The 24,587-nt window shown below is 50.9% G+C and carries 20 protein-coding genes; 2 read left to right on the top strand and 18 right to left on the bottom strand.

Annotation, left to right across the window (positions count from 1 at the left end; genetic code table 11):
* Window positions 1-90 precede the first annotated feature (90 nt).
* From DRJ53_RS09500 to DRJ53_RS09480, 5 genes are all read right to left on the bottom strand, one after another.
* Complete coding sequence (locus DRJ53_RS09500) at window positions 91-1,857, bottom strand: YfbK domain-containing protein (RefSeq protein ID WP_123893469.1); 1,767 nt, start codon at window positions 1,855-1,857, stop codon at window positions 91-93.
* A gap of 149 nt (window positions 1,858-2,006) precedes the next feature.
* Window positions 2,007-2,546: a hypoxanthine phosphoribosyltransferase gene (gene hpt / locus DRJ53_RS09495; protein WP_114235390.1), complete on the bottom strand. Its 540-nt coding sequence runs from the start codon at window positions 2,544-2,546 to the stop codon at window positions 2,007-2,009.
* Window positions 2,547-3,788 carry a glucosaminidase domain-containing protein gene (locus DRJ53_RS09490; RefSeq protein ID WP_123893467.1) on the bottom strand — a complete coding sequence of 414 codons (1,242 nt, stop codon included), beginning with the start codon at window positions 3,786-3,788 and terminating at the stop codon, window positions 2,547-2,549.
* A 125-nt stretch (window positions 3,789-3,913) separates the two neighbouring features.
* A complete protein-coding gene (locus DRJ53_RS09485) occupies window positions 3,914-4,552 on the bottom strand; it encodes an O-methyltransferase (protein ID WP_114235388.1) in 639 nt (212 codons plus the stop codon).
* Between the two features lie 123 nt (window positions 4,553-4,675).
* A complete protein-coding gene (locus DRJ53_RS09480; protein ID WP_114235387.1) occupies window positions 4,676-6,205 on the bottom strand; it encodes a sodium:solute symporter in 1,530 nt (509 codons plus the stop codon).
* 277 nt (window positions 6,206-6,482) lie between these two features.
* On the opposite strand from DRJ53_RS09480, the gene DRJ53_RS09475 reads away from it, so the two are divergent.
* The gene (locus DRJ53_RS09475) at window positions 6,483-7,019 is read left to right on the top strand and encodes an LOG family protein (RefSeq protein WP_114235386.1); all 537 of its coding nucleotides are present in this window, start codon (window positions 6,483-6,485) and stop codon (window positions 7,017-7,019) included.
* 94 nt (window positions 7,020-7,113) lie between these two features.
* On the opposite strand, the gene DRJ53_RS09470 is transcribed toward DRJ53_RS09475, so the two are convergent.
* From DRJ53_RS09470 to DRJ53_RS09425, 10 genes are all read right to left on the bottom strand, one after another.
* Complete coding sequence (locus tag DRJ53_RS09470; protein ID WP_162303845.1) at window positions 7,114-7,890, bottom strand: DUF3108 domain-containing protein; 777 nt, start codon at window positions 7,888-7,890, stop codon at window positions 7,114-7,116.
* Window positions 7,891-8,354: 464 nt separating this feature from the next.
* Window positions 8,355-11,531: an efflux RND transporter permease subunit gene (locus DRJ53_RS09465; RefSeq protein WP_114235384.1), complete on the bottom strand. Its 3,177-nt coding sequence runs from the start codon at window positions 11,529-11,531 to the stop codon at window positions 8,355-8,357.
* Window positions 11,532-11,622: 91 nt separating this feature from the next.
* Window positions 11,623-12,681: an efflux RND transporter periplasmic adaptor subunit gene (locus tag DRJ53_RS09460; RefSeq protein ID WP_206609753.1), complete on the bottom strand. Its 1,059-nt coding sequence runs from the start codon at window positions 12,679-12,681 to the stop codon at window positions 11,623-11,625.
* Between the two features lie 36 nt (window positions 12,682-12,717).
* Window positions 12,718-14,109 carry a TolC family protein gene (locus DRJ53_RS09455; RefSeq protein ID WP_175580744.1) on the bottom strand — a complete coding sequence of 464 codons (1,392 nt, stop codon included), beginning with the start codon at window positions 14,107-14,109 and terminating at the stop codon, window positions 12,718-12,720.
* A gap of 9 nt (window positions 14,110-14,118) precedes the next feature.
* Window positions 14,119-14,724 carry a TetR/AcrR family transcriptional regulator gene (locus tag DRJ53_RS09450; protein ID WP_114235382.1) on the bottom strand — a complete coding sequence of 202 codons (606 nt, stop codon included), beginning with the start codon at window positions 14,722-14,724 and terminating at the stop codon, window positions 14,119-14,121.
* Complete coding sequence (locus DRJ53_RS09445; protein ID WP_114235381.1) at window positions 14,724-15,320, bottom strand: TetR/AcrR family transcriptional regulator; 597 nt, start codon at window positions 15,318-15,320, stop codon at window positions 14,724-14,726. The genes DRJ53_RS09450 and DRJ53_RS09445 overlap by 1 nt, the downstream gene beginning before the upstream one ends.
* A gap of 66 nt (window positions 15,321-15,386) precedes the next feature.
* Entirely contained in the window at window positions 15,387-15,995 is a 609-nt protein-coding gene (locus DRJ53_RS09440; protein WP_114235380.1) for a TetR/AcrR family transcriptional regulator, read from the bottom strand.
* A 123-nt stretch (window positions 15,996-16,118) separates the two neighbouring features.
* Complete coding sequence (locus tag DRJ53_RS09435; RefSeq protein WP_114235520.1) at window positions 16,119-16,688, bottom strand: YceI family protein; 570 nt, start codon at window positions 16,686-16,688, stop codon at window positions 16,119-16,121.
* 81 nt (window positions 16,689-16,769) lie between these two features.
* Window positions 16,770-18,179 (bottom strand): T9SS type A sorting domain-containing protein, encoded by a 1,410-nt coding sequence (locus tag DRJ53_RS09430; protein WP_114235379.1) that lies wholly within the window; start codon window positions 18,177-18,179, stop codon window positions 16,770-16,772.
* Between the two features lie 57 nt (window positions 18,180-18,236).
* On the bottom strand, window positions 18,237-19,619 hold the full coding sequence (locus tag DRJ53_RS09425) for a hypothetical protein (protein WP_114235378.1): 1,383 nt from the start codon (window positions 19,617-19,619) through the stop codon (window positions 18,237-18,239).
* A gap of 438 nt (window positions 19,620-20,057) precedes the next feature.
* Between DRJ53_RS09425 and DRJ53_RS09420 the strand changes: the two genes are divergently transcribed.
* A complete protein-coding gene (locus DRJ53_RS09420; protein ID WP_114235377.1) occupies window positions 20,058-20,945 on the top strand; it encodes an alpha/beta hydrolase in 888 nt (295 codons plus the stop codon).
* Window positions 20,946-21,053: 108 nt separating this feature from the next.
* On the opposite strand, the gene DRJ53_RS09415 is transcribed toward DRJ53_RS09420, so the two are convergent.
* The 3 genes from DRJ53_RS09415 to DRJ53_RS09405 form a co-directional block, all read right to left on the bottom strand.
* The gene (locus DRJ53_RS09415) at window positions 21,054-21,602 is read right to left on the bottom strand and encodes a hypothetical protein (RefSeq protein WP_114235376.1); all 549 of its coding nucleotides are present in this window, start codon (window positions 21,600-21,602) and stop codon (window positions 21,054-21,056) included.
* Between the two features lie 210 nt (window positions 21,603-21,812).
* Window positions 21,813-23,222 carry an FAD-binding oxidoreductase gene (locus DRJ53_RS09410; RefSeq protein WP_114235375.1) on the bottom strand — a complete coding sequence of 470 codons (1,410 nt, stop codon included), beginning with the start codon at window positions 23,220-23,222 and terminating at the stop codon, window positions 21,813-21,815.
* A gap of 311 nt (window positions 23,223-23,533) precedes the next feature.
* The gene (locus DRJ53_RS09405; protein WP_241558504.1) at window positions 23,534-24,574 is read right to left on the bottom strand and encodes a PorP/SprF family type IX secretion system membrane protein; all 1,041 of its coding nucleotides are present in this window, start codon (window positions 24,572-24,574) and stop codon (window positions 23,534-23,536) included.
* Between the last annotated feature and the right edge of the window lie 13 nt (window positions 24,575-24,587).

The following is a 24,587-nucleotide window of genomic DNA, read 5'->3' as shown; positions in this document are numbered from 1 at the left end:
ATTTCATGAATTCAATTTGAGAATAGTGACGACTCAAATCTACGAGGAGCAGAATTATTTCTTCTTAATGGATCAAAATGCGTTTTCGACTTATCCTTTGCCCCGCTTCTTTTTGCCATAAATCTTCTTCGCCAGCTTGATCATTTCCAGGAACTCCTGCTGCGATTTGTTTTCCTTATCGGCTGCAGCTGCGGCGAGATTCATTACCTGGTCCCAGGATATGTTTTTGGTGTACCGCGAGTTGCGCAGCAACATCCCGAACAAGGCCACCGAACCGGCCAGTTGGTATTCGCGGTTCAACTGGGTCCAGGGCACTTCGGTAATGTGCGGAAATTCGTTTACCTGCAATACTTTGTTCTGGTTAGGCAGGCGGTAGAGGAGTTGAAACTGTGCAGGCTGAACCGAAGCAGTAAATGAGGTAGCCGGCTCTACTTCAAAAATGAGTAAAGAAGAATAAGCCGACCCGATCTCGCCGCCTTCCATGGCCGCCAGCGAATCGAGGAAAGCACCCACTTTGTTGTCGAACCCAACAAGGCGGTACTGTTGCACCACCGATGGATCAAACTGCACGATAAACGAAGCATCATCGGCCACGGTATACAGGGTTTGCATAAACTCCTGCAACAGCACTTTTTCTGCTTCGGCATACGAGTCGATATAGGCAAAATTGCCGTGGCCTTTTTGCGCCAGCGCCTGTATTTTGGAATCCTTATAATTGCCCATACCCACTCCGAGACAGGTTAGGTAAATGCCCGTTTGCCGGTGCTTGGTAATTAGTTCTTCCAGGTCCGATTCGGAGCGAAGTCCCACATTGAAATCACCATCAGTTGCCAGTATTACGCGGTTGTTGCCGTTGCGGATAAAATGGGTTTGCGCCAGCCGGTAGGCCAGTTTTACCCCTGCCTCGCCAGGCGTAGCACCGCCCGGCTCCAGGCTATCAATAGCACGAAAGATCTTTTCCTTTTGATCGCCGCCGGTGGTGGGCATCCACACCCCTACCGATCCGCCATACACCACAATCGAAACTGAATCAACAGGCCGCAGGTTTTGCACCAGGCTGCGAAATCCCGATTTGAGGAGCGGCAGCCGGTTGGGCATATCCATCGACCCCGATACATCAATCAGAAAAGTAAGATGCGAAGGCGGCAGGCTATCGAGCGGCACCTGGCGGGAAGCCACCTGCACAAACATCAGGCGGTTGGCTGCATTCCATGGGCACTCGGTGAGCACCGGCCTAATGGCAAAAGTTTCACCCGGAGGAGGCGGCTCGTAGCGAAAGTTGAAGTAATTGAGCATTTCCTCGATGCGCACCGCATCGGGTGGCACGTGAGTGCTCATTTTTAAAAAACGCCGCACATTGCTGTACGAGGCACGGTCGATATTAAGCCGGACACCGGTGGATGGAAAACCAGCCGCAGGCACAAAACCGTTTTCCAGCAGCGACACATAGGTTTCATCGCCGGTAAGCCAGGGCTGCTGCCATTCGCGGGTAAGGTTTTGCGTTAGCGACGCCAGTTTGGTTACCGAGCCGGCAGTTACCTGCTTGCGCTTGAGCACCACTTTCAGGTATTGCGCCGCATCGGCGGGCAGCTTCAGGCTTTGGTAGCCATCCATCGAAAAAGTAAGGGAGTCGGTAGCTTTGGGACAAAGCACACCAAAACCGCCGGTGCCACCCGAGTAAAAAACAAAGCGGGTGCTGTGTTGTAAAATGGCGGCGTTGGGCAGCGGCTTTCCCTGCTCGTCCGTGACCTCGCCCCGAACATACAACTGCTGCGCAATGCCCAAACGGGGCAACAGGACCAGCAGCGAAAAGTATATGAGGTTTTTCAGGTTCACGGCAGCAGATAGTATTTGCAAAGTACGAATTTAGCGCCGGCAACGCTCTAAAAATGTATGGGCCGGTATGTTGCTCAACGACTTATAAAAAATGCAGCACCTGCTACGCTTTTTTCTACGCTGCATCGGTGCTGCATCAATCATTTCTATTGCCGGGAGAAGACGGTACGCTACTCCTGCGCCAGCTGGTAAATTTCTTTCAGGTTGCGGCCCAGGCCATCATAATCGAGGCCGTAGCCTACCACAAACTTATTGGGGATGGTAAAACCAACATAATCGATCTGCAGCGGAAACTTTGTGGCCTCGGGCTTGTGCAGCAGGGCGGCAATTTTTAGCGAAGCCGGGTGCTGGTGCTGCAACTGCGGCAAAAAATGATACAGCGTTTTGCCCGTATCCACAATGTCTTCCACAATGATCACGTCGCGGCCGTACAGGTCTTGCTCCAACCCAATGGCGGTGATCACGTTGCCGCTTGACTTCATGCCTTTGTAAGAAGCCAGCTTGATAAACGATATCTCTGCGTCGATGTTGATTTGCTTGAACAGGTCGGAGGCAAACATAAATGCGCCATTTAAAATGGCAATAAAAAGCGGCTGTTTGCCGGCATAATCGCGGTTGAGCTGCGCAGCCAGCAGGGCCACTTTTTCGGCGATCATGGCCTCGGTGAGATAGGTACCAAAGTTCCGGTCCTTAACGTGTACTGTTTCCATTTATTTTTTAATGCGCAGCGTCTGCCCGCTTTTAAGATGGCCATCCTGCAGTTCGTTCCATTTCATCAGGTCTTGCACATTTACCGAGTAGCGGCGGGCAATGGCGTACAGGGTTTCTTTGGGCTGCACCACGTGCTCCGAAAATCCTTCGGTTTCTTCCACACCAACGGTTGCTGCCGCCGGACCCGATGCCAGCGCTGCCATCTGGGGCACCGATACCTGGGCGGTGGCAGTAATGAGGCGGGGCATAGCCGGGGCTTTTTCCTTTAAAAACAGCAGTTCACCAATTTCGGGCTGCATGCCGCTTTCCAAATGGTTCAGCGACAACAAGCTTTCGAGGCGAATGCCCTCGGCCTGTGCAATGCTGTGGAGGTTTTCGCCAAAAGCTACTTTGTGTGCTTCGGCGCTGCCGGTTTTGCGCTTGCGCTGCAAATAAACCAGGCCGTCGGAGGTGGCGGTTTCCTGCACGGGCATGTCGTTAAAATCGAACAGGCGGGCCAGCGGAATATGGTGTTCTTCGGCAATGCTCAGGTAAGATGTGCCGGCGGCTACCCAGATCACTTTGGTATCGTTGATGCGAAACACGCCGGAAGGATACTGCGGCTTGGGAGCAGCCACGGGCTGTGGCGCGGCTTCTTTTGCCACGGCAACAATGGCCTGCTGCGGCTGTGGCACCGTGGTGCCCTGCTGTGCCCACAGCACATCGGGACCTTCGGTTTTTTGGCCCAAGGCAATGAGCGAATAATCCTGCAGGTTATAATCTTCGATCAGCTTGATAATGATCTGCGGATATTTGGGGTTGGTGGCGTATCCGGCTTTTTTTAAACCATAAGCCCAGCCCCGGTAATCGGTGGGATCCAGCTCAAAAAGAGCAGCATAGTGTTTGCGGGTACGCAAAAATTCGGAGTGGTCGCGGTAAGATTCGGCAGCAAGGTCATATTTGCGGAAGCACTCTTGCGGCGCATCATCGTCGTGTTTTACCGACTGGCCGGTCCAGGTTTCTTTGCATTTGATGCCAAAATGGTTGTTCGATTTGCGCACCAGCACACTCTGGCCCGCCATGGTTTCGTGAATACCCTGCGCCAACTTAATGGAAGCCGGAACGCCGGTGCGTTTCATTTCTTCAATGGCAATGTCTTTAAACTGCATTACATAGGTGCGAATAACTGCAGAAGATTGGGCAAAGGTGGCCTGTGCGGTAAGCAGCAAGGCAAGCAGGATGGGGAAACGGCTTTTTTTCATTTGGATAGTACACGGTTTGGTGCGCAGCCCCGGGAGGCTGTGCAAAAAATAAAGTGTTTTTGGTTATCGATTGTGGTTAGTGGCTACACCCGGCAAAATCTTACTACACAGGTAACCGCAAAATATCACAGTTTACGAACAAGGGTCAATCCATCCCGCAGAGGCAGCAGCACATGCTCGATGCCGGTTTGCTGCCGCAAAAACTCGTTGAACCGGTGTACCGCCAACGCATTTTTGCCCCTGACTTCTTTCTCTAGTACCTGTCCGTGAAAGAGCGTATTGTCAACGAAGATAAAACCACCAGGTCGCAATTTTGGCAAAACAAGCTTAAAATAATCCTCATAACCGGTCTTGTCGGCGTCGATAAACACCAAATCCCAAGTTTCATCCAGTTCGCCGACCATCTGGTGGGCGTCGCCGATGTGCAAGAAAATTTTTTCTTTGAAAACAGACCGGTTAAAAAAATCCTGCGCTACGGCGGCGTCTGCTTCGCGTAGTTCAAACGTATGAAGCTGGCCATCTATTGCCAGCCCCTTGGCCAAACAGAGTGCGCTGTAGCCGGTAAACGTGCCGATTTCCAGCACCCGCGCCGGTTTGAGCATGCAGGAAATCATTTCCAAAAATTTTCCCTGCACCTTTCCGCTCAGCATGTGTGCCTTGGGGTGGTGGGCTACGGTGTACTCGCTAACTTCCTGCAGCAGTTCGTCCTCGGGGGAAGTGAACCTTTCGGCATATTCGAGTACTATTTCGGGGAGTATTTCCATGGATGTTGCGTTTGATTTTTGAACCACAAAGGCACCAAGAAACGAAGGAGCACAGAGAAGGATATTTAGGCAAACATGCCCTTTGCGCCTTATGCCCAAAACTCCGCGCCTTTGCGTGAAAACTTATTTAGCCACTTCCGGAGCTTTTTTCGAAATCAGCCACAGTCCCAAAAACGTCAGTGCACCATTGATGATGAGCAGCTCAATACCAATGCGGAAGCCGTAAAACAAGTTGTTGGAAAAATCTTTCAGCGCGGCGGCCGATGTTTCGGCGAGCTTTAATTTACCGGCAAACCACTCGGCATTGTTGATGAGGTCGAGACCAATGACCAGCAGTGGCGCCACAATGCACACCACCAAAGAAAGCCGGTCGTTGATGGTGCGGCGGGTAAGAATGCCAAAGGCAAACAGCCCCAGCAGTGGCCCATAAGTGTAACCCGCCACTTTCAGGATCACGTCAATGATGCTTTTGTCGTTGATCCATTTAAACATCATTACACACAGAAAAAACACCACGGCAAACGTAAGATGCACGGTAAGGCGGGTACGCCTGCGTCCTTTTTCATTTAAGTCGTCCCGGCGTTTCAATCCCAGTATGTCGATGCAAAAAGAAGAAGTAAGTGCGGTAAGCGCACCATCAGCCGAAGGGAAAAGCGCCGAAATCAACCCAATGATAAAGATGATGCCGATGCCGGTGGACAGGTAATTGCCCAGGGCAATGGCTGGAAACAGGTCGTCGCCTTTTACGTCGAGGCCAATGGAACCGGCATAGAGGTAGAGCAGCCCGCCCATTAGCAGGAACAGCCCGTTTACAAACAGGAGCACCACGCTCAGGGTCATCACGTTTTTCTGCGAATCCTTAAGCGTACGCACCGAGATGTTTTTCTGCATCATTTCCTGGTCGAGGCCCGTCATGGCAATGGTAATAAAGGCGCCGCCAATGATTTGTTTCAGGAAAAAACCCGGCGATTTTGGATCGGTATTGAAGATGGTGGTCATACCCGCTTCGCTCATCTGGCTGACGGCAGCACCCAGGCTCAGGTCCATTTTGCTCATTACAGCAATGATGCAGGCCACCAGCCCAATGAGCATACAGGAGGTTTGCAGCGTATCGGTGTACACAATGGTTTTTACACCACCTTCAAAAGTATAGAGCAGGATGAGCAGCAGGATAATGAGCGACGTGGCCCAAAACGGCACGCCCATCGAATCGAGGATAAAGATTTGCAGGATGTTTACCACCAGGTACATGCGGGCCGTGGCGCCCAGCGTGCGGGAAAGGATAAAATAGGTAGCGCCGGTTTTATAGCTCACCATGCCAAAGCGCTGCTCCAGGTAGTTGTAAATGGAAGTAAGATTGAGACGATAATACAACGGCAACAGCACGTAGGCAATGACAATGTAGCCGAGAAAATAACCGATGACCACCTGGAAATATTGCAGTCCGGCGCTGCCCACCGTGCCGGGCACACTCACAAACGTAACGCCGCTGAGCGATGTGCCGATCATACCAAAGGCCACCAGCATCCAGTTGGAGCTGCGGTTGCCAATGAAAAAAGAATCGTTGTTGGAGTTGCGCGATGTAAAATAAGCCACCACCAGCAGCAACAGGAAATAACCAATGACAAAAGAAAACAACAGGGTTGCAGACATATGAACGGGTTGGGTTGAATGCGGAGGGAGGGAGGAGTTGACAGTTGACAGTTGGTAGTTGAGAGTAAACAGCCGGATGAAACAATTAATTGTTTCTAATTAATCTCTGTAATGCAGGCACCAGGTATCAGTAAAACCATTACACGCCGCATACTCCCCACTATCAACTACTAACTGTCAACTGTCAACTCTTCCCCGCTCCGCGTCTGCAAAGAAGCGGTTTTTTTTATGGGGGAAAAATTTGTTTTCCTTTGCTGCCTAAAATTTATAATCATCAATGGGCATCCAATCAATGGCGGTGTTTTGCGCATCGAAGTATGGAAACAACCCGCTATTTACTACCCACACCACCGAAATGGGCCGGCTGATGGCAGAGAAAGGCATTACCATGATTTATGGCGGCGGCAAAAACGGGCTGATGGGTTGCGTGGCTGATGCCTGCATGGCGGCGGGTGGCACGGTGCGGGGCATCATTCCTACGCGGCTTATTGAATGGGAAACGCAACACACCGGGATTTCGGAGCTGACCGTGGTGGAAAACATGCACCAGCGCAAACGGCTGATGTATGAGTTGTGCGATGCGGCTATTATTTTGCCGGGTGGCTTTGGCACGCTGGACGAATTGTTTGAAATGCTGACCTGGAACGGGCTGGCGCTACACGATAAAAAAGTGTTCCTGCTCAACAGCGGCGGATTTTACAACCACCTGCTGCAACACCTGCAATTGCTGCAGGACGAAGGCCTGTTGTACGGGAAAATAGAAGAAGCGCTAACAGTGCTGAACGAACCGGAAGATTTGTTGCAACACCTGTAATAACTCAAAATTCAAAAGGCAAAAGTCAAAAAGGGAATCCCGCTTTATTGGAAACCTCTTTTGAATTTTGCCTTTTGAATTTTTACTTAATTACCTATCGCTTCGATTCCAGCGCAGTAAACGGATGCTTCAGGTTTTGATACCCCATCAGGTCTACTTTTACGCTGCCCACGGTTAGCGGGCTTTCAATGCGCACCGGGATGTGGTTGGCATCGTCGGTTACCCAAATGGTCATGTCCTCGCCGCCATTAAAGGTTTCGCCTTTCAACAGCAGGGGCTTGAGCTTGATGGCGCGGAAGGTGCCGTAACGGGTTTTGATCCGCTCTTTGCCCATATAGCGGATATGCATGTTGTGCACTTCGTTATCGAGGTACATGCTAAACGGCACTTTGTCGCCGGGGCGCAGCTTGCTAAAATCGAGGTTGCGGGCAAAATAGAGCGACGAAATGACATCCTGTACGGCGTGCGGCACTTTTACTACACCCTTGGTGGTAGTGGCCACGCGGTTGTGGTGGTCAAAAGTTACTTCCTCGTATTTTTTATAATCGCCTTCATGCACATTGCGTACAAACTTCAGCGGCTGCATGCGCTGTGTATCGAAATAGCTTTCGTAGCGGTCACGCACCTTAAATATCCAGTCGTAGCGGGTATTGGTAACGCCCTCTCCCACCAGATGAAAAACATCGTTGTTCTCATAGGAGCGGCGCGATGCGGAAAAAGTGGCATTGCCTGCATTTACATAAATGCCCATTACATTGTAAAAAACAACGTAGGATATTTTTTCCCCCGACTGAAAGGCAAGATTCTGCGCCTTGCCCTGCATGTTCCATGCGGCAAAAAGCACCAACAGCAACCAACGCAATTTGCTCATATCACCTCCAATTTTCATCACAGAGTTATTTCAAAGGCAGCGTAACAAAATACAACCAAACCCACAATTTTCCTGAAGCTACGCTGCTGCAAAGGCGTAAAAAAATGTTAACAGGGCCTGCGGCACCACGGCGGGATTACCGGGGTTTAGTACCGCCTCACCGGGGTTCTGAACAGCTTAGACGAGCGGCATTGCAGTTCGTTTGAATAGACGAGCTGAAACCCATTTTTGCTGCATCAACGCTGCACTTACTTGTAAAAAGGCATTTGGTTTACCGCACAAAATCTTTAGTTCAACTCACTACACTCAGCCGTTGCAAAAGCGATATTTCATCAGCGACAACAGCGGCCGGCGGCAGCCCTTTTGCCAACCAGTGCAGGTTTTGTGTTTGTAAAAAAACAGGGGCACAAGGCCCCTGCATTTTACCAAACTAAAACCAAACAATGAAACGATATAACACCATGCTATGCATGTGCAGGTTTAAGATGTCCTTCGTGCACTTCCTGCTCTTCGTAGTCTTCCACCATCAGTTCTTCCACAGGCAGGTCGGCCTTGCCGCGGCGTACTTTGTTGATGATCTTATCGAAGATGGAGTACATCACCGGCACCACCACCAGGGTCAGGAACAGTGACGAAATCAAACCACCGATGATTACCCAGGCCAGGCCGTTTTTCCACTCCGCACCGGCACCCGATGCAATGGCAATGGGCAGCATACCGATCACCATCGCAATCGTGGTCATCAGGATGGGACGCAGACGGGCATGGTTGGCATCGAGCAGCGCCTGGTAAGTGCTGGCACCTTCGGCTTTCCGCTGGTTGGTAAAGTCAACCAGCATGATGGCGTTTTTGGCCACCAGACCAATCAACATGATCAAACCAAGGATCGTAAACAGATTCAAGGAGTTATTGGTCAGCGCCAGTGCCAGCAAGGCACCGATGATGGACAACGGAATCGAGAACAGTACCACGAACGGGTATACAAACGAGTTGTACAGCGCTACCATGATGAGGTACACCAGCACAATGGCCGCCAGCAGGGCAATACCCAGCGAGCCAAAACCTTCGCTCTGGTTTTCCATATCGCCGCTCCACACATAGCTTACGCCAGTGGGCTTGCGGAGGTTATCAAATGCGGCCTGCCATTCGGCGGCAACAGTACCCGTGGGGCGGCCTACGGTTTGGGCCTGCACGGTTACCGAGGTGCTTTTATCGCGGCGCTCCAGCTGGCTGGGGCCCGAGCTTTCCTTAACGGTTGCAAACTGCGACAGGCGAATTTGCTGGCCTGTATTGTTTACAAACAGCAGGTTGCTAACATCCTGAATGCTTTGGCGGTTGAACGAGCCGTAGCGGATGTTGATGTCGTACTCGTACTCCCCCTGGCGGAACTTACCATTGGTGTTGCCGCTGAATGCGGTTTGCATGGTAGCACCCACCGTGCTCAGCGAAAGGCCAAGTGCAGCCATTTTATCACGGTCTACCTGCACATTGATCTCGGGGTTACCGGCTTCTACCGATAACTTCATTTCGGTAGCGCCCTGCACTTTGCGGAGTTCGGCCAGTGCAGCGTTGGCAAATACCAGTACGCTATCCAGCTCCGGACCGGTTACCACCAGAGCCAGCGGTGCTTGTTCGGCCGAGCCCAAAATGCTCACCGGAACGGTTTTTACCTTGGCGCCAACCAGCAGCGGCTCCAGTTCTTTTTTGATCTTGGCCGCGTAGATGTTCGATGGGTCTTCGCGGTCCTTTTTATCTACCATCTGCACGTTGATCTCCGATTTGTATGCGGTGGCTTGTGCAGCACCAAAACCACCATCGCTGGACTGACCAACCGTGGAAATGATCTTGGTGACCTCTTTTTTATTGCGCAAATAGGCCTCTGCGCGCTGCGTCATGGCATTGGTTTGCTCAATCGATGCATCCTTCGGCATTTCTATTTGTACCAGGAATTCGCCACGGTCGCTTTTTGCAAAAAACTCCGCACCGATAAAGCCGGCACCCAAGAGGTAGAAGGAAGCAAACAGCAATCCGAACACCAGGGCCAGCGTTGTTTTTTTATGTGCCAGCGACCATTTCAGGATATTGCTTACCCAGTTGGTAAAACGATTCAATCCGTTTTCAAAACCAATGATGATGCGGCCAAAAATGTTTTTATTGGAAACACGCTCCAGTTTACCAAAACGCGATGACAACCAGGGCACGATGGTAAACGATGAAAGCAGCGACAACAAAGTGGCAATAGAAACCGTAACCGCAAACTGCTTGATGATATCAGCTGCCAGGCCGGTGCTCAGGGCAATAGGCACAAACACCACCACAATTACCAGCGTAATGGAGGTAACGGTAAAACCAATCTCTTTGGTGGCATCGTACGCTGCACGAACCCGGTTTTTACCCATTTCCATGTGGCGGTAAATGTTTTCCAATACTACGATGGCATCATCCACCAGGATACCAACCACCAGCGAAAGGGCCAGCAAGGACATCAGGTTGAGGGTGTAGCCCAGCAGCGCCATACCAATAAAAGTGGCGATCAGCGAAGCCGGGATGGCCACCATTACAATAAGGGCGTTGCGGATGCTGTGCAAAAAGAACAACATCACCACCGCTACCAGCACAATAGCCAGAATCAGGTCAAATACCACCGCATCGGCGGAGGCCAGCGTGTACACCGAGGAGTCGTTGGCTACCGCAATGTTGAGGCCCTGTGCGGCATAGTCTACATGCAGTTTTTCGATGGAGGCACGGATCTGCTCACTTACACCTACGGCGTTGGCATCCGACTGCTTGATCACCTGCACAGCAATAGAGCTTTGTCCATTTACCCGCGCAATTTTTTCAACGTCTTTCTGCGTATCCTGTACATCGGCTACTTCGGCCAGGCGGATTTGTGCACCGTTAGGGGTGGCAATCACCAGGTTGCGCAGCTCTTCTACGTTCTTGTATTTACCCGACAGGCGGATCAGCACGTCCTGGTCGCGGGTTTGCACGCTACCGGTAGGAAAGTCGAGGTTCGACTGCAGGATGGCATTTTGCACCGCCAGCAAAGACAGGCCATAGCCTTCCAGCTTTTGTGCATCGATGCTTACCTGTATTTCACGCTCCTGGCCACCAATCAGGTTTACCTGGGCCACACCTTCCACGCGGGAAAGTACCGGTGCAATGCGTTTGTCCATCAGGTCGTAAAACGCGGCCTCATCCAGTTTGCCGGTAGCCGATAAGGTCATAATGGGCAGGTCATCCAGCGAAAACTTGTTGAGCGAAGGCGGGTCTACGTCTTCGGGCAGGTCTTTGAGGATGGCGTTGATGCGGCGCTGCGCATCGTTCAGCGCATAGTCCACATCGGAGCCGCTGTTGAGGGTAATGATCACCGACGACAGGCTTTCGAACGACCGGGTGTCGAGCTTTTTGATGTTTTCCATCGAGGATACGGCATCCTCAATTTTTTTGGAAACCGTGTTCTCCACCTCCGAAGGCGAAGCACCGGGGTAAATGGTGGTAACCGATACCACCGCGGGGCTGAACTTGGGCAGCAGCTCGTAGTTCAGCGAAGAATAGCTTAACAACCCACCCAGGATCAGTACCGTGAACAGTACAATGACCAGCGTGGGGCGTTTTATGGATACTTCTGCTAGTTTCATTTATAAGTTCTTTTTTAGTTGGGGGATGGCAGTTGACGGTTGACAGTAAAAAACCATCAACTACCAACTGTCAACTATCATCTGTCAACGCTTATTTAATCACCGCGATCTTGCTGCCATCGGCCAGGTTGATCTGTCCGCTGGTAATTACCTGCTCGCCTTCGTTCAGGCCTTGCAGTATTTCTACTTTTTCCCCCAGCACACGGCCGGCTACCACGTTGCGGATCTTGGCTACTTTGCCTTCAGCAACAAACACCTGGTTAGAGCTTACGCTACCAATAAATGCCGAACGGGGAATGGTAACCACTGGTGCTGCATTGGCCATATCAAACAGCGCAGTGCCATACATACCGGCCCGCAGTTTGCCACCGGGGTTGGATGCGATCTCTATTTCAATAGGGAAGTTCAGCGAAGCATCGGCCTTGGGGGCAATAAAGGTTACGGTGCCACCAAAGTTGAGGTCGGGGAAAACAGATGCTTTTACATCCACTTTGTCGCCTACTTTCAGGTTGGCCACTTGCGATTCGTTGACCGTTACGCTCAGTTTCAGTTTCGACACGTCTACCAGTTCAAACAGTTGCGTACCGGGGGCTACTACCGCACCGGGCTCGATCATGCGTTTGTTTACAATGCCGTTGATCGAAGAGCGGATGTTGGCATCGCCAACACGTACCTGCGCAGCAGCTACACGGGATTGGGCCGTTTGCACCTGCAGGCGTGCCTGGTCCAGTTGCTGCTGGGTAACGCCGCCCGTTTTAAAAGCGTTCTCATAACGCTGCAGGTCGCGGGCTGCAGTTTGGTAAGCTGCCTGTGCGCTTTCGAGGTCAATGTTCAGCACATCGGCTTTGATGATGGCCAAGGTTTGGCCTTTGCGTACCCGGCTGCCTTCATCCACCAACACACGGGTAACACGGCCCGAGTTTTCGGCGGCAAAATTCAGTTGCTGCCCCGGCACAAAATTGCCGTTGGCGCTAAAGTCGGTGGTTACCGCTTCTTTTTGCACCGGGCTTACCCGTACGGCTACATCGGTAGTGCCCGACTCGGCAACGATGGCTGTTTTTTCTGCGTTTTTCTTTTTATTGTTGGTGAGTACCCAACCAATCAACACCAGGGTGCCGGCCAGGATGGCCACAGTCAGGATGGTTCTCATGATGTTATTCTTTCTCATTGCTCCTATGTATTGCTTTTAATTTAAAAGTGATTTAAGGCCGCCCTGGCTCTTGATCAACTGTATTTCCGCAACGCGGTAGTTGAGCAGCGCAGCCGAATAATTATTGTTGGCTTCGGTCAGTGATGTTTCGGCATTCAACAGGTCGGTAAGCGATGCCAGCCCGTTGTTGTAGTTGTTCTGGGTATTGAAATAAACCTCTTCGGCCAGCTCCACGTTTTCCTTTTGGGTATTGAGGGTAATGATGCTGTTGTTGATCTGGGTTTTGGCATTTTCAAAAGCCAGGTTCAGCGCCAGCGAGGTTTTGCTGATGTCTTCATTCACTTTCCTCAGGCTTACATCGGCCTGCCTTACCCTTGCTTTGGTGGCAAAACCATTGAAGATGGGAATGCGCAGGTTGAGGCTTACAGCAGCCACATCAAACCAGTTGACACCTTTCGAAGGTCCTTTGAACACAGGCACTTTGTTGCCAATGCCCTGGTAGGAGTAGTTGCCCGAAAGCGACAGGCTGGGATAGTATTCCGATTTGTACGCTTCTTTCTGGTAGGTGAGCAATTCTTCCTGGCGCTTCAGTATTTGCAGCTCCAGGCGGTTGTCGATGTTGGCGGCTTCGTTTGAAGGAACAGCGCGGGGCTGTATATCGCCACGAGACACATCGGGCACCACAATTGGTGTTTGAATGGGCATGCCAATCAAAAACTTCAACTGGTTTTCGAGCAGCGTTACGCCATTGAGCAGTTGCTGCCGCTGGCTGGTCAGGTTCGACAGGTTTACCCGTACCCGGTCCACGTCAATTTTTTTAGCCAAACCATTTTCCAACAGGCCTTGCAGTACATCCTGCACCCGGCGGGTGTTGCGGATGGTGGTATCAAGCACGCCTACCTGCTGGCGCTGTACCAGCAACTGGTAATAGTTGGTAGCCACCTGCTCAATGATCTGCTCCTCGGTAAGCTGCGCATTTACGCGGTAAAACTCCTGCGTGCTACGTGCTGCCTTCAGGCCGGTAAATACCGACTTATCGAACAGCGCCTGCGAAAAAGCAACGCCGGCGTTGGCATTCCACTTCTGGCCAAATGCAATCAGGATGGTTTCGTTGGGATTAGGGTTGGGCCCAAAAATGTTGGGCAGGGCACTTTGCTGCAGCAGGGCGTTGTACGTCATGGCAGCCGAGCCATTGATCTGGGGCAGGGCGCGGGAACGCACCTCGTCGATCTGGTACTGGGCATTTTCCACATCCAGGTTGGCCTTACGTGCATCCTGATTGGCTTCCAGCGCATATTTCAATGCATCTTTCAGGGTCAGTTGCACCGGCTCCTGTGCCTGTGCGGCACCCAGCATCAGCACCAGGGCAGTAAGCAGTCCCCACCGCTTGCCCCATTTGGGTTGTCTTGATCCTTCTTTATTGCTCATCGTTCGGGTTTATAATTTGTTTTCGGTTAAATATTTCGTGATCAGCTCGCTGCCTTTGGGGCTGGTAATGCCGTGCAGGTAAAATCTGGTGAGCCGTTGTAGCAGCAGTTGCTGGTTGTTGTGCAGGTCGGGAAAAGCACCGGGCTGCAGCGCCGACTGCAACTGTTGCAGCCTGATCTGCGGAATCATTTCCAGGTCCAGATCGGGACGGTAAACACCTTCCTGCATGCCCCTTTTCAGGTTGCGTATGATGTTGGGCAGAAAGTGCTCCCGGCGGTTTCGCACCAGTAGCTGCCAGGCCTGCGGAAAGAATTTTTCCATATCGTAAAAAAACGAGTAGCGGATGGCGGCCAGCGGCGCAAACGAAATATTGGTTTGCAGCGCCACTTCTTCCACCGCGTTTTGGGCTTCCTTGTTGCAGCGCTCCATTTCTTCGGTGTGGTGCTGCATCAGGTGGCAGGCTACTTTGGTTACCAGCTCGGCCTTGTCGGTCACCAGCTGGTAAATGGTTTTTTTCGAAACCCCCGCTTCTTTCGCCACATCATCCATCGACACGCTTTTCAACCCATAGTTGAAAAACAGGTCGCGGGCCTTATTTAAGATCTGGGCTTCCATTAATTTGCTTTTAAGCCATTGATGATCAATTGCATTACTGCTTTTTGCCGGATGCACATTTCGGAAAAAGTGTGCGGATCGGGCACTGCCTGGCGGCCAACAAAACAATGCTCGTATGCCGACATGGTTTCGTACAGCACCATGCTTACCTCGGTGGTATCCATTGGCTTGAGTTCGCCTTTTGCAATGCCCTGCTCCAAAACCTGCGCAATGTGCACAGCCACGGCGGCCTGCACTTTTTTGCGCGACTCGGCCACGCGGCTGAAATTGGCCAGCATTTCGGGGCCCACCTGCTGCATCAGCATGGCGTATTTATCGAAAAATGATTTTTTTACTTCCAGCAGGCTCAACAGCGAAAGCTCGGCGTTGGGCGCCGCAGTTGCATGCTCGTTTACCAACTGAAAAAATTCGGTAATGATCTTTTGCTCTACTGCTTCCAGCAGGGCTTGTTTATCGGGAAAATAATAAGCCAGCGCCTGCTTGGTTATGCCCAGGTCGTCGGCTATTTCGGTGAGTGTTGTTTTGTGTACGCCAAAATGCGCAAAGCGCTTGATGGCTGCTTCTATAATATGTTCAGTTTTTTCCGTTTGCTCCATTTTACTTTTTTACCTACTGAATTATTGACTTTTTTAAATTAAAAGTCAAAAGTAAGACAAAAAAAATTACGCCGAGCTCCTTACAGCCAAACCATTTAAAAAAATCTGTGAAAACTCTTTTTCGCGGTGGAGGATCGCCTGAAACTTTGATTTATCCGGGAAAAAAGAAGATTGCCGCTCCAGGTGAATATGGCGCAGCCCTTCAAGGCACTCGAACAGCAGCCGTGCTTTATCCTCGGGGTTATTGATGGCAAAAATACCTTGGGCGGCGCCCCTTTCTACAATAGCATTGATCCGCCGCAGCTCTCTTTCTTTTACGTCTTCAAACACAGGCACCAGCTCTTCCGGAGCGCCGGTTTTGTGTCTTAAAAATTCAAGGATGTTGTAGTATTTGATGATAAACTCGGTGCGCCGTTCCAAAAAAAGCTCCATAGCCTTTGCCGGGTCGGGCTCGGCATCCACGGCGGGGCCATCTTCCCGCTCACTTTTATCAACAATGCTTTTGAGCACCGCTGCGTACAGGTTTATTTTGTCGGGGAAATAATAATAAAGCGATGCTTTGGAAATGGCCAGATCGGCCCCGATTTCGGCCATGGTGGTTTTGGCAACGCCAAAATGTGCAAAGCGCCTGAGTGCCGCATCTATGATTGCATCTCGTTTTTTGTCGTGGCTCATAACAGTGACTAAAGTAAGTGATTTGCACCGTTAAAACCGAAACTCTGCCGCAAATTTATGGCGCAAAAAAGCCGGTAAAAAATACCGGCTTTTTTGGCTGAAAACGGGGTGATGCAAACGGGCTTATTTGGTAAATTCCCCGTTGGCGTTGATGCGCACCTCATCGCTGAGCATGGGCGGCGCAAACTTGTTGCCCAAAGCAAAATCGGAACGCTTGATGGTGCCGGTAAGTTGGAAACCGCTGGTGGGTTTTTTATTCGATTGGTTTTCGATGGTGCCGCGATACCACAGGTCCATCGTTACCGGCTTGGTTACACCATGCAGGGTAAGGTCGCCGCTCAGTTTGTAGCGATCTTTCCCGGCAGGCTTCAAACCCGTGCTTTTAAACGTGATCTTTGGAAATTTCTCCACTTCAAAAAAATCGGCGGAACGCAGGTGGTTGTCGCGCATTTCAATGTCGGTATCAATCGATGCCGCATCGGCAGAAAGCTCGAACACCGCATCGCTGAAATCGGGCTTCGAGGCGTTTACCGTTACTTCAAAATTTTTAAAATGCCCCGAAATATCGGCAATACCCAGGTGGGTAATGGTAAAGCCAAGCTGCGAGTGGGCCTTGTCCGATTTCCATACATCGGCCATTGCAAAGGCGGAAAGCAGGAGTACTGCTGCGAAAAATGCGCTGATCTTTTTCATTGTTCTGTTGGTTTCTTGAGTGAGCATTTAAGCTGTAGCTTGTAAACCGTATAAAAATAAGCATGTTTCAACTTCAACACTTTAATCCCGCACAAATCTCAACATTTGCCCCTGTGTGCCATTGGTTAGTTTTAGGAAATACACTCCCGGCAGCACCTGCTGCCCCAGTGCCAATGTAGCAATGCCACCGCCTGCAAGCACCACACTCCCCTGCTGCACCACCTGGCCCGCGGCATTGGTAATGGTGTAGTTATACTTTCCGCTCATCTCTACGGGCACACGGATTTGTGCCGCATGCCGCACCGGGTTGGTTACCAAGGCAAGGCTGTTGCTCACCGCATCGGTAACGGCCACCACCTGCGACATTTTTACTTTTCCATCCAAATCGATACACCGAAGGCGATAATAAGCCACGCGGTTGATCGCGGTGGCATCCGCCCACTGGTAGCGCTGTTCACTGCTGCGGTTGCGTGCCGTCAACGAAGCTATTTCGGTGAAATGAAGACCATCGTTGCTGCGCTCCACCGCAAAGCGCTCAACGCCCTGCTCGGCAACCGTTTGCCAGGCCAGCATTGTAGCATCACCCGAACGCTTAGCCGTAAATGAAACAAGCGTTAAAGGCAAGGGCGCCGATTTTTGGCCAAATGTATACAGGCCGGATAACAGCATGGATGGTGCAGTAATGGAGCCCTGCCCCGCGATGTTGCCCACCGCGCTACCACCGGCATCGCTCCATACGGTGCCAGCCAGTTGGGCCACTCTTACCTCTGAAAGCGCCCATGCGGGCATGGCCTCTTTAGCATGATCCCAAGCGAGGGTAGGTACTGCTGCACCGCCGGAAATGGTTTGCAGCTCCCAATATTCAGATGGAAAAACAGCCACCAGGCCGTTGTGGATTTGATTTGTATACGGCGCAGCCTGGCCATACCGCACCTCGTAAGTGCTTTGCTGCTGAATAGACGACAATTCTACGGGCCGGTATACGGTGCCATTACCCACCGGAAAAGCAAAAGCAATAGTACCAGATTTCCTAACGGTTCCGGCAACATGTCGGTTGTCGGCAGCACCTGTATAGGTAGCGTCATTGCCATACTGCAAGTATCCAGTGCCGCTTGTTTGTATAATGCCGGCTAGAAATTGGTGCTGGCCCTTCACCTCCAACTTGTTAACCAGCGAAACACCCGCATTGTTTTGTGTGATTAAATGATGCGTACGCCAGGGTTGTGTGCCGGTAATTTGTTGCGCACTAGCACCGTTCATCCGCAGTGTGCCGGTGCCGGTTGTCATGCCCGTTTGGGCATTGTGCAGATTACCCCTGATGGTAAGAGCTCCGTTGTTGGTGAAGCTTGCCGTTGATGTATTGGTAAAAGTACCGGCAACAGAAAAGTTGCCGCCATGCACCTGCATTCGGCCAGCATTGGTAAGCCCCTGCTGCGCATAAATATGTGAACCTGCAGCCAAAAGGCACAACAGGTAGATAAGCTTTTTCATAAGCGAAGGCAGCACACCCAAAGGCCAAGGCTTTCGGATGTGCCGTGTTTTAGTGCATTATTTGATAATGAGGGTCATGTTCTGGGCGGTGAGGTCATCGGTGGAGTTGTTGTTCTCAGCCCATACTTCCACATAATCGCCTGGAGCCAGCGAAACGGTGCATACAATGGCTACTGTTTGTATATCGCCCGAACCAGAATATACTTTGGTGCGCTGGCGGGATCCGGGCACTTGAACGCCATTTTTATAAATGTAAAATGAATAGGTGTAAGCAGTGCTGGATGTACCGGTAAGCGACAATACAGCGTTCACTATAAAAGTGCGGCTTTTGGTACCATCGTACTGCAGGCGGTTGCTTTGTGGCGCTGTAAAACGAACAAGTTCGGAAGTAGTAGTGGCACCTATGATTTTTACTGGCGTGTTTGCTTTAGTAATACCGGTTGCACCCGATGTAGTAATGTAACAGCTGGCTGTTGCAGTTGCATCTTTTTCGGTAGCAATACCTGCAGCTTCCACCTCCCATTTTTTAGTAAAGGAGCCATTCACTTTTACACCAGTGCCCAAAAATGCGGTGTTCTTCAAGTTGCCCGCCTCATTAATGGTAGGTATGGCCGAAATATCAAAAGCAGTGGCGCCATTTGCACTCATGGGCATGCTAAAGCCGCCAAGTTTATTTACATGGGTAAATGAACCGGACAACTTTTCAAAGGTGCCTTTATTGTCATCAAACCAAGCGGTGTTGTCCAATAGCAGGGTGTTGACGTTTTGATAAGTGATGCCGTTCGTGTTAGCCTTGTATTGAATCACGCTAAAAAACACGATGTAGCCGCCACTGATCTGTCCCACTTCCTTGCAACCGGCTACAATTACATCGCGCATCAGTAGATTTTCAGTAGCCGGCAGTGCAAGTTCGAACAGCTTGGCATTGCTGCCCGAGCTCAGTGTAAGCAGGCGCAAAGTGCCGCCTTTATTACCAGTAAACAGCTCACCTGCGCCGCTATAAATGATCCGGTCGTTGTTGGCATCACGGCCAACAAGGTAGCAACCATTGAGGTTGATCTTATTGCTCAACGCAATGGTTCCATTCACTTCATAAGTAGTGCCGGCCTTGAGGGTAATAACGCCACTTACTGGCGCTGGTAAATCAGCGGCTGATTTAACCAATACATAGTTGGCGCGGCCCGACTCAGTGGTTTGCACAGCCAGCCACTTGGTGCCGTTCCAAAAATAAAAGCCGGCAGGTAGCGCAGAGCCACTGTTGTATACAATCATGCCAGATGGAACAGGCGCGGTAAGCGGCGCAGGCAAACTGGCATCGGTTAATGCCACACGCGGAGCCAACAAGCCTTTGTTGGAGCCCTCTAGTTCCAGCAATGAATTGGGATTGATTGTTTCCGGGTTGTCGCCAATTTTTACCTGCGCAGCAGCAAACTGCGGCATGCCAAAACAAAGCAACAACGCTGTGAGCAAAAACGCTGCTATACGCCGTGATTTGTTAGTGATTTTGGAGCTTGAGAAAGTCTGATTGTTTGTTGTAAAAAAATCCGGATTTGGGCAGGCAGTATTGTTGTTGCCCAACAAAGTAGAAATGCAGTTCATAGGTAGTGGCGGCCGTTGGCCTTTTAGGATATCGGATAAATTAGACCGCTAAAAAAGTCAGTTTATAGCCAAAATAGTTTACCCAAAAGGTTTTTATTCAACCACTACTGAACAACCTTATTAACCGCATAGTAAATCTACTTACCAGACCATCGGATTTTTTCGATTTCCCATTTTTCAATTAGCAAAAGCGTACCTAATTAGAAGCCCTACAATTAATAGCAACCACTCCGGAAAGCATCTTACATTTAAGTCCTATTCTAAAAAACAGCTTTCCATATGCGCAAACATTACTTTTTTCTTTCCGCCGTTTTCACGTTGCTGACGCTACTGGCTTCCGGCCAGCCAATGGGTAAAATAGTGGATCAAAACACGGTAGCCAGCAAACTGATGAAACGCCCTGTGAACTATGCCGTGTACCTGCCGCCTGGCTACGAAACGGCGCAGCGCTCCTACCCCGTGGTGTACCTGCTGCACGGCTACACCGACGATCATAACGCTTGGGTGCAGTTTGGCGAAGTGGGCCGGCTGGCCGATAAAGCCATTGCCGACGGCACCATTCCGCCCATGGTGATAATAATGCCCGACGCCGACAGCAGTTGGTACATCAATGCATACGACGGCAAAGAATCTTACGAAGATTTCTTTGTGCAGGAATTTATTCCCACCATTGAAAAAAGCTACCGCATCAAGGCCGAAAAGCGTTACCGCGGCATTGCCGGGCTGTCGATGGGAGGCTATGGAACACTGATTTATTCATTAAAATATCCGCACCTATTTACCGCAGCAGCCCCGCTCAGCGCAGCTGTGTTTGATGATGCCGCAATGAAAGGCATGCCCGAAGCGACCTGGGAACGGACATTTGCGCAGCTGTATGGCCGCGGCCTCAAGGGCGACAGCCGCATGAACGATGCATGGAAAAAGAACTCAATCCTGAATATTGTGGCCACCACGCCGGCCGACAGCCTGAAGAAAGTGCGGTACTGGATTGATTGCGGCGATGATGATTTTTTGATCAAAGGCAACTGCCTGCTGAAAATTGCACTGACCGAGAAAGGCGTGCCGCATGAATTCCGGATCAGGGACGGTGCCCACACCTGGACCTATTGGCGCACCGGACTGATTGATGCGCTGGCGTTTATTGGCGATGGGTTCAGGCAGAAATAGTTTGATGGCCATTACAAGTAACTGCGCTTTTAGTTGCCCAATAAAACAGGTGGCTAATAAAAAGGCCGGTAGCAAATGCTACCGGCCTTTTTTTATCCAGAGGTTTTTTTAAAACCCAACATTGTATCCAAAGTTTACAATGGCCCGCCGGCCGTAAGGGCTGCGGTCGTTTTGCAGCACATCGTAAAACATCGAAATGATCAGTGCACTGCGCCCCGTTGGGAAAACGGCACCACCGCCAAGGAGCAGGCTGGGCACCAGTTGCGAGCCTACTTTATACTCGGTTCGGGGGTTGTAGTAAATGTCTTTACCCCACACATAGTTGGCCTCGGGCTGCACCTGCAGCATAAACTGCTGGATGGGATACACGCGGCCAAATACATTGAGACCACCCACCCCGCGGTTAAACTTGGAAATGGTTTCATCGCCGCGACGGGTACGATTGCTTACATACTGGAAATTAACCCCACCACCTGCAGCCACCCGCTCGGTAAAGCGGTAGCCCACCTGTGGCGAAATATTGATGAAGGTGTAGTTGCCAAACGAAAGCCCGAAGTTGCCGCCGCCAAACCAGCGGTTTTCCTTGCCTTCCTCTTGCTGTGCAAAAACGGCACTGCTGCACAACAGCAGCATGATTAATTGCAGGTGCTTTTTCATAGTACCAGTTTCTTTATTGAACCACAAAGACTCGAAGGAACAAAGGAACACAAAGACAGGAATGACGGTTGTTTTTACATGTTAAAAACAACGAAAACCATAGCTTTTGAATGGCCTTTTTTACCAACAGCGCCAGGCGCAACAACCAAAAGCCTACTTCGTGCTTATTAGTTTCTTCGTGCCTTCGTGGTTCAAATTCTCAACTTCCGGCTAGAAAATCTTTCCGGCGTTGAGGATATTATTCGGGTCAAATGCTTTCTTGATCTGGCGCATCAGCCGGATATGGCTTTCTTCAAACATAATGTCCATAAAGCCCTTTTGCACCAGCCCAATGCCGTGTTCACCGCTGATGGTGCCACCCAGACCTTTTACCAGCTTAAAGAGTGCCCGCAGGCTTTCCTGCAGTTCGGCATCTTCCTGGCTGTTTTGCGTACCGGGCTTTTTGATGCGGATGTGCAGGTTGCCATCGCCGGCATGGCCGTAGCACACCGATTGAAAATGGTATTGCTTGCCCAGTTCCTTCACGCCATGGATCAGTGCGGGCAGTTCGGCGCGGGGTACCACGGTGTCTTCTTCTACGGTGTAGCCATCCAGCTTTACCGCTTCGGCAGCACGGCGGCGCAGTTTCCACAGCTCCGCTTTTTGCTGGGCATCGTCGGCAAAATATACTTCGCCGCCCTCAAACTCCACCATCAGGTTGGCGATGGCTTCCATGTCCTGCATCATCACATCCATGTTATTGCCATCCACTTCAATAATCAGGTGCGCCGCGGTATCGTCGGTTACGGCAACCACGGAAGCACCCACCATGGCCGCAGTAATTTTCAGCGCATCAATTTCTACCAGTTCCAGCGCACTGGGTGTAAAGCCCGCCCGAAAAATGGCACTCACTGCCTCGCCTGCCTTTTCCAAATTTTGAAAGGGCACCAGCATCAGCAGGTCGTATTTAGGTAAGGGCAGCAGTTTCAATACAATTTTGGTAACAATGCCCAGCGTTCCTTCCGAACCCACTACCAGTTGGGTAAGGTTGTAGCCGGTGCTGTTTTTCAGCACGTTGGCGCCAGTCCAAATGATTTCGCCGGTGGGCAACACCAGTTCCAGATTCAGCACATAATCACGCACCACGCCGTATTTCACGGCTTTGGGGCCGCCGCTGTTTTCGGCAATATTGCCGCCAATAAAGCAGGAGCCTTTCGATGATGGATCGGGCGGGTAAAACAAGCCTTTTTCTTTAACGGCATCCTGCAGCACTTCGGTGATCACGCCGGGCTCGGTGGTTACCTGCAGGTTGCGTTCGTCGATATGCAAAATGGTATTGAGGCGCTCCATCGACAACAAAACGCCGCCCAAATGGGGCAATGCGCCGCCGCTGAGACCGGTGCCGCCGCCGCGGGGCGTAACCGGGATGCCGTGCTGGTTGCATATTTTCATGATGGCGCTGATCTCTTCCGCGGTGCGGGGTTTGATCACCACATCAGGCAAAAAAAGCAGGTGCTCTGTTTCGTCGTGGCCATAGTTGTTCAACGATTCTTCGTCCACAAAAACATATTGTTCGCCCACAATGCTGCGGAAGTTATCGAGCTGTTCCAGCACCGGAAGCGTTTGGATGGCGGTTGTCATATTGAAAATAAAATGCGGTTTGTTAGGGTTGCTAAGTTCGGAAAACCAGTGGTTATTATGATGAAAAAGGATTGAAGAGATGGATTTCTTGAAATTTGTTTAACGAAACAGGGAAGATGTTTGAGAAAATTGCAGCGGAAGGAAGGGTGAGGGGATCGTGAAACGTGAAACGTCAATCGTGAATGGGGAATCGTGAATTCGTCATTTCGATAAGGACTGCATCTTTAATGCGTGCTTAGTTAATTAAAAAAAGAAAAGGTGTCCTTGTGGGCACCCTCCTTAAAATCATTTCAAATCCCACAAATCACCGGTTACAGGTTTTTGAACGAAGGACAAATTGTTGCCCTGCGGTCGCCGCGGAACTGGTTGAACACGCCCTGCTTTACCAGCGAAAACTCAAACGCACCGCGGGTATTGTTATAATTTTTCAACGTTGAAACCGTAGCATCGTAGCTGAATGTAAACATGTAGTCTTTATAACCCAGGCCAATCATCGGGATTACCGCTTCGTTGTGCCGGTAGTACATGCCGCCAATCAGGATGTTCTCACCATCACCCGACAGGTTGTAATGCGCATTGGCGCCCACCACCAGTTGCGATACGCCGGCCTGCGTGGTATAATACGCATTGGGGTTCAGTATCCATTGGTCATTCAGCATAAAGCTGCCGTTTAAAAAACCAATGTAGCGGCGCGGTATGCGGTTATCGGTGGGCACACCGTCGTTTTCAAAAAACGATTCGGTGGGCTGGTTGATGTGGTGCACCGAAAAGCCGGTGTTTACATAAATCTTATCGGTTGGGAACAGCGCATAATTTAAACCCGCCTGCAGGTCGAGGTAGCCAACATTGTTTTTGGCCAGTACTGCAGATGTCGGCAGTTTATTGTCGAAGAAACGGCCATCGAACTGGTCGGGAAATTTCAGGTTCGACGAGTTGATGGTTTTATTGGCGTAGCCGATATTAAAACCCAAACTCAACAAACTGGCAAAACCCAGCATCTGGTGGTAAGCTACCGAGCCGTACACTTTGTTGGAAGTAAGGTTGCCGCTGCCCGCCACATCGCGCAGCACCACGGCACCCACACCTACCCAGCCGTTTTCAAAGCGGTCTTTGGCTACCTGCATATCGCCAAAAGCGCTCATGGTTTTATAGGGCAAGGTCATTACCGACGACCACTGGTTGCGAAAATTGGCCCCCAGCCGGTAGTCGCCATCGGGGATAAAACCGGTGTTGGCAGGGTTGGTGGTCAGCGGCGAATTGAAAAATTGCGAAAAATGCAGGTCCTGCCCCTGTGCCGCCACCGACACCAGCAAGGCCCACGCTATGGCAAGTTGCTTGAACATTGGTCTCATAAATCCTCCTCCC

Source organism: Paracnuella aquatica (assembly GCF_003332885.2).
Taxonomy (GTDB): Bacteria; Bacteroidota; Bacteroidia; order Chitinophagales; family Chitinophagaceae; genus Flavisolibacter; species Flavisolibacter aquaticus.
This window is presented reverse-complemented; position numbering and strand designations above follow the sequence as displayed.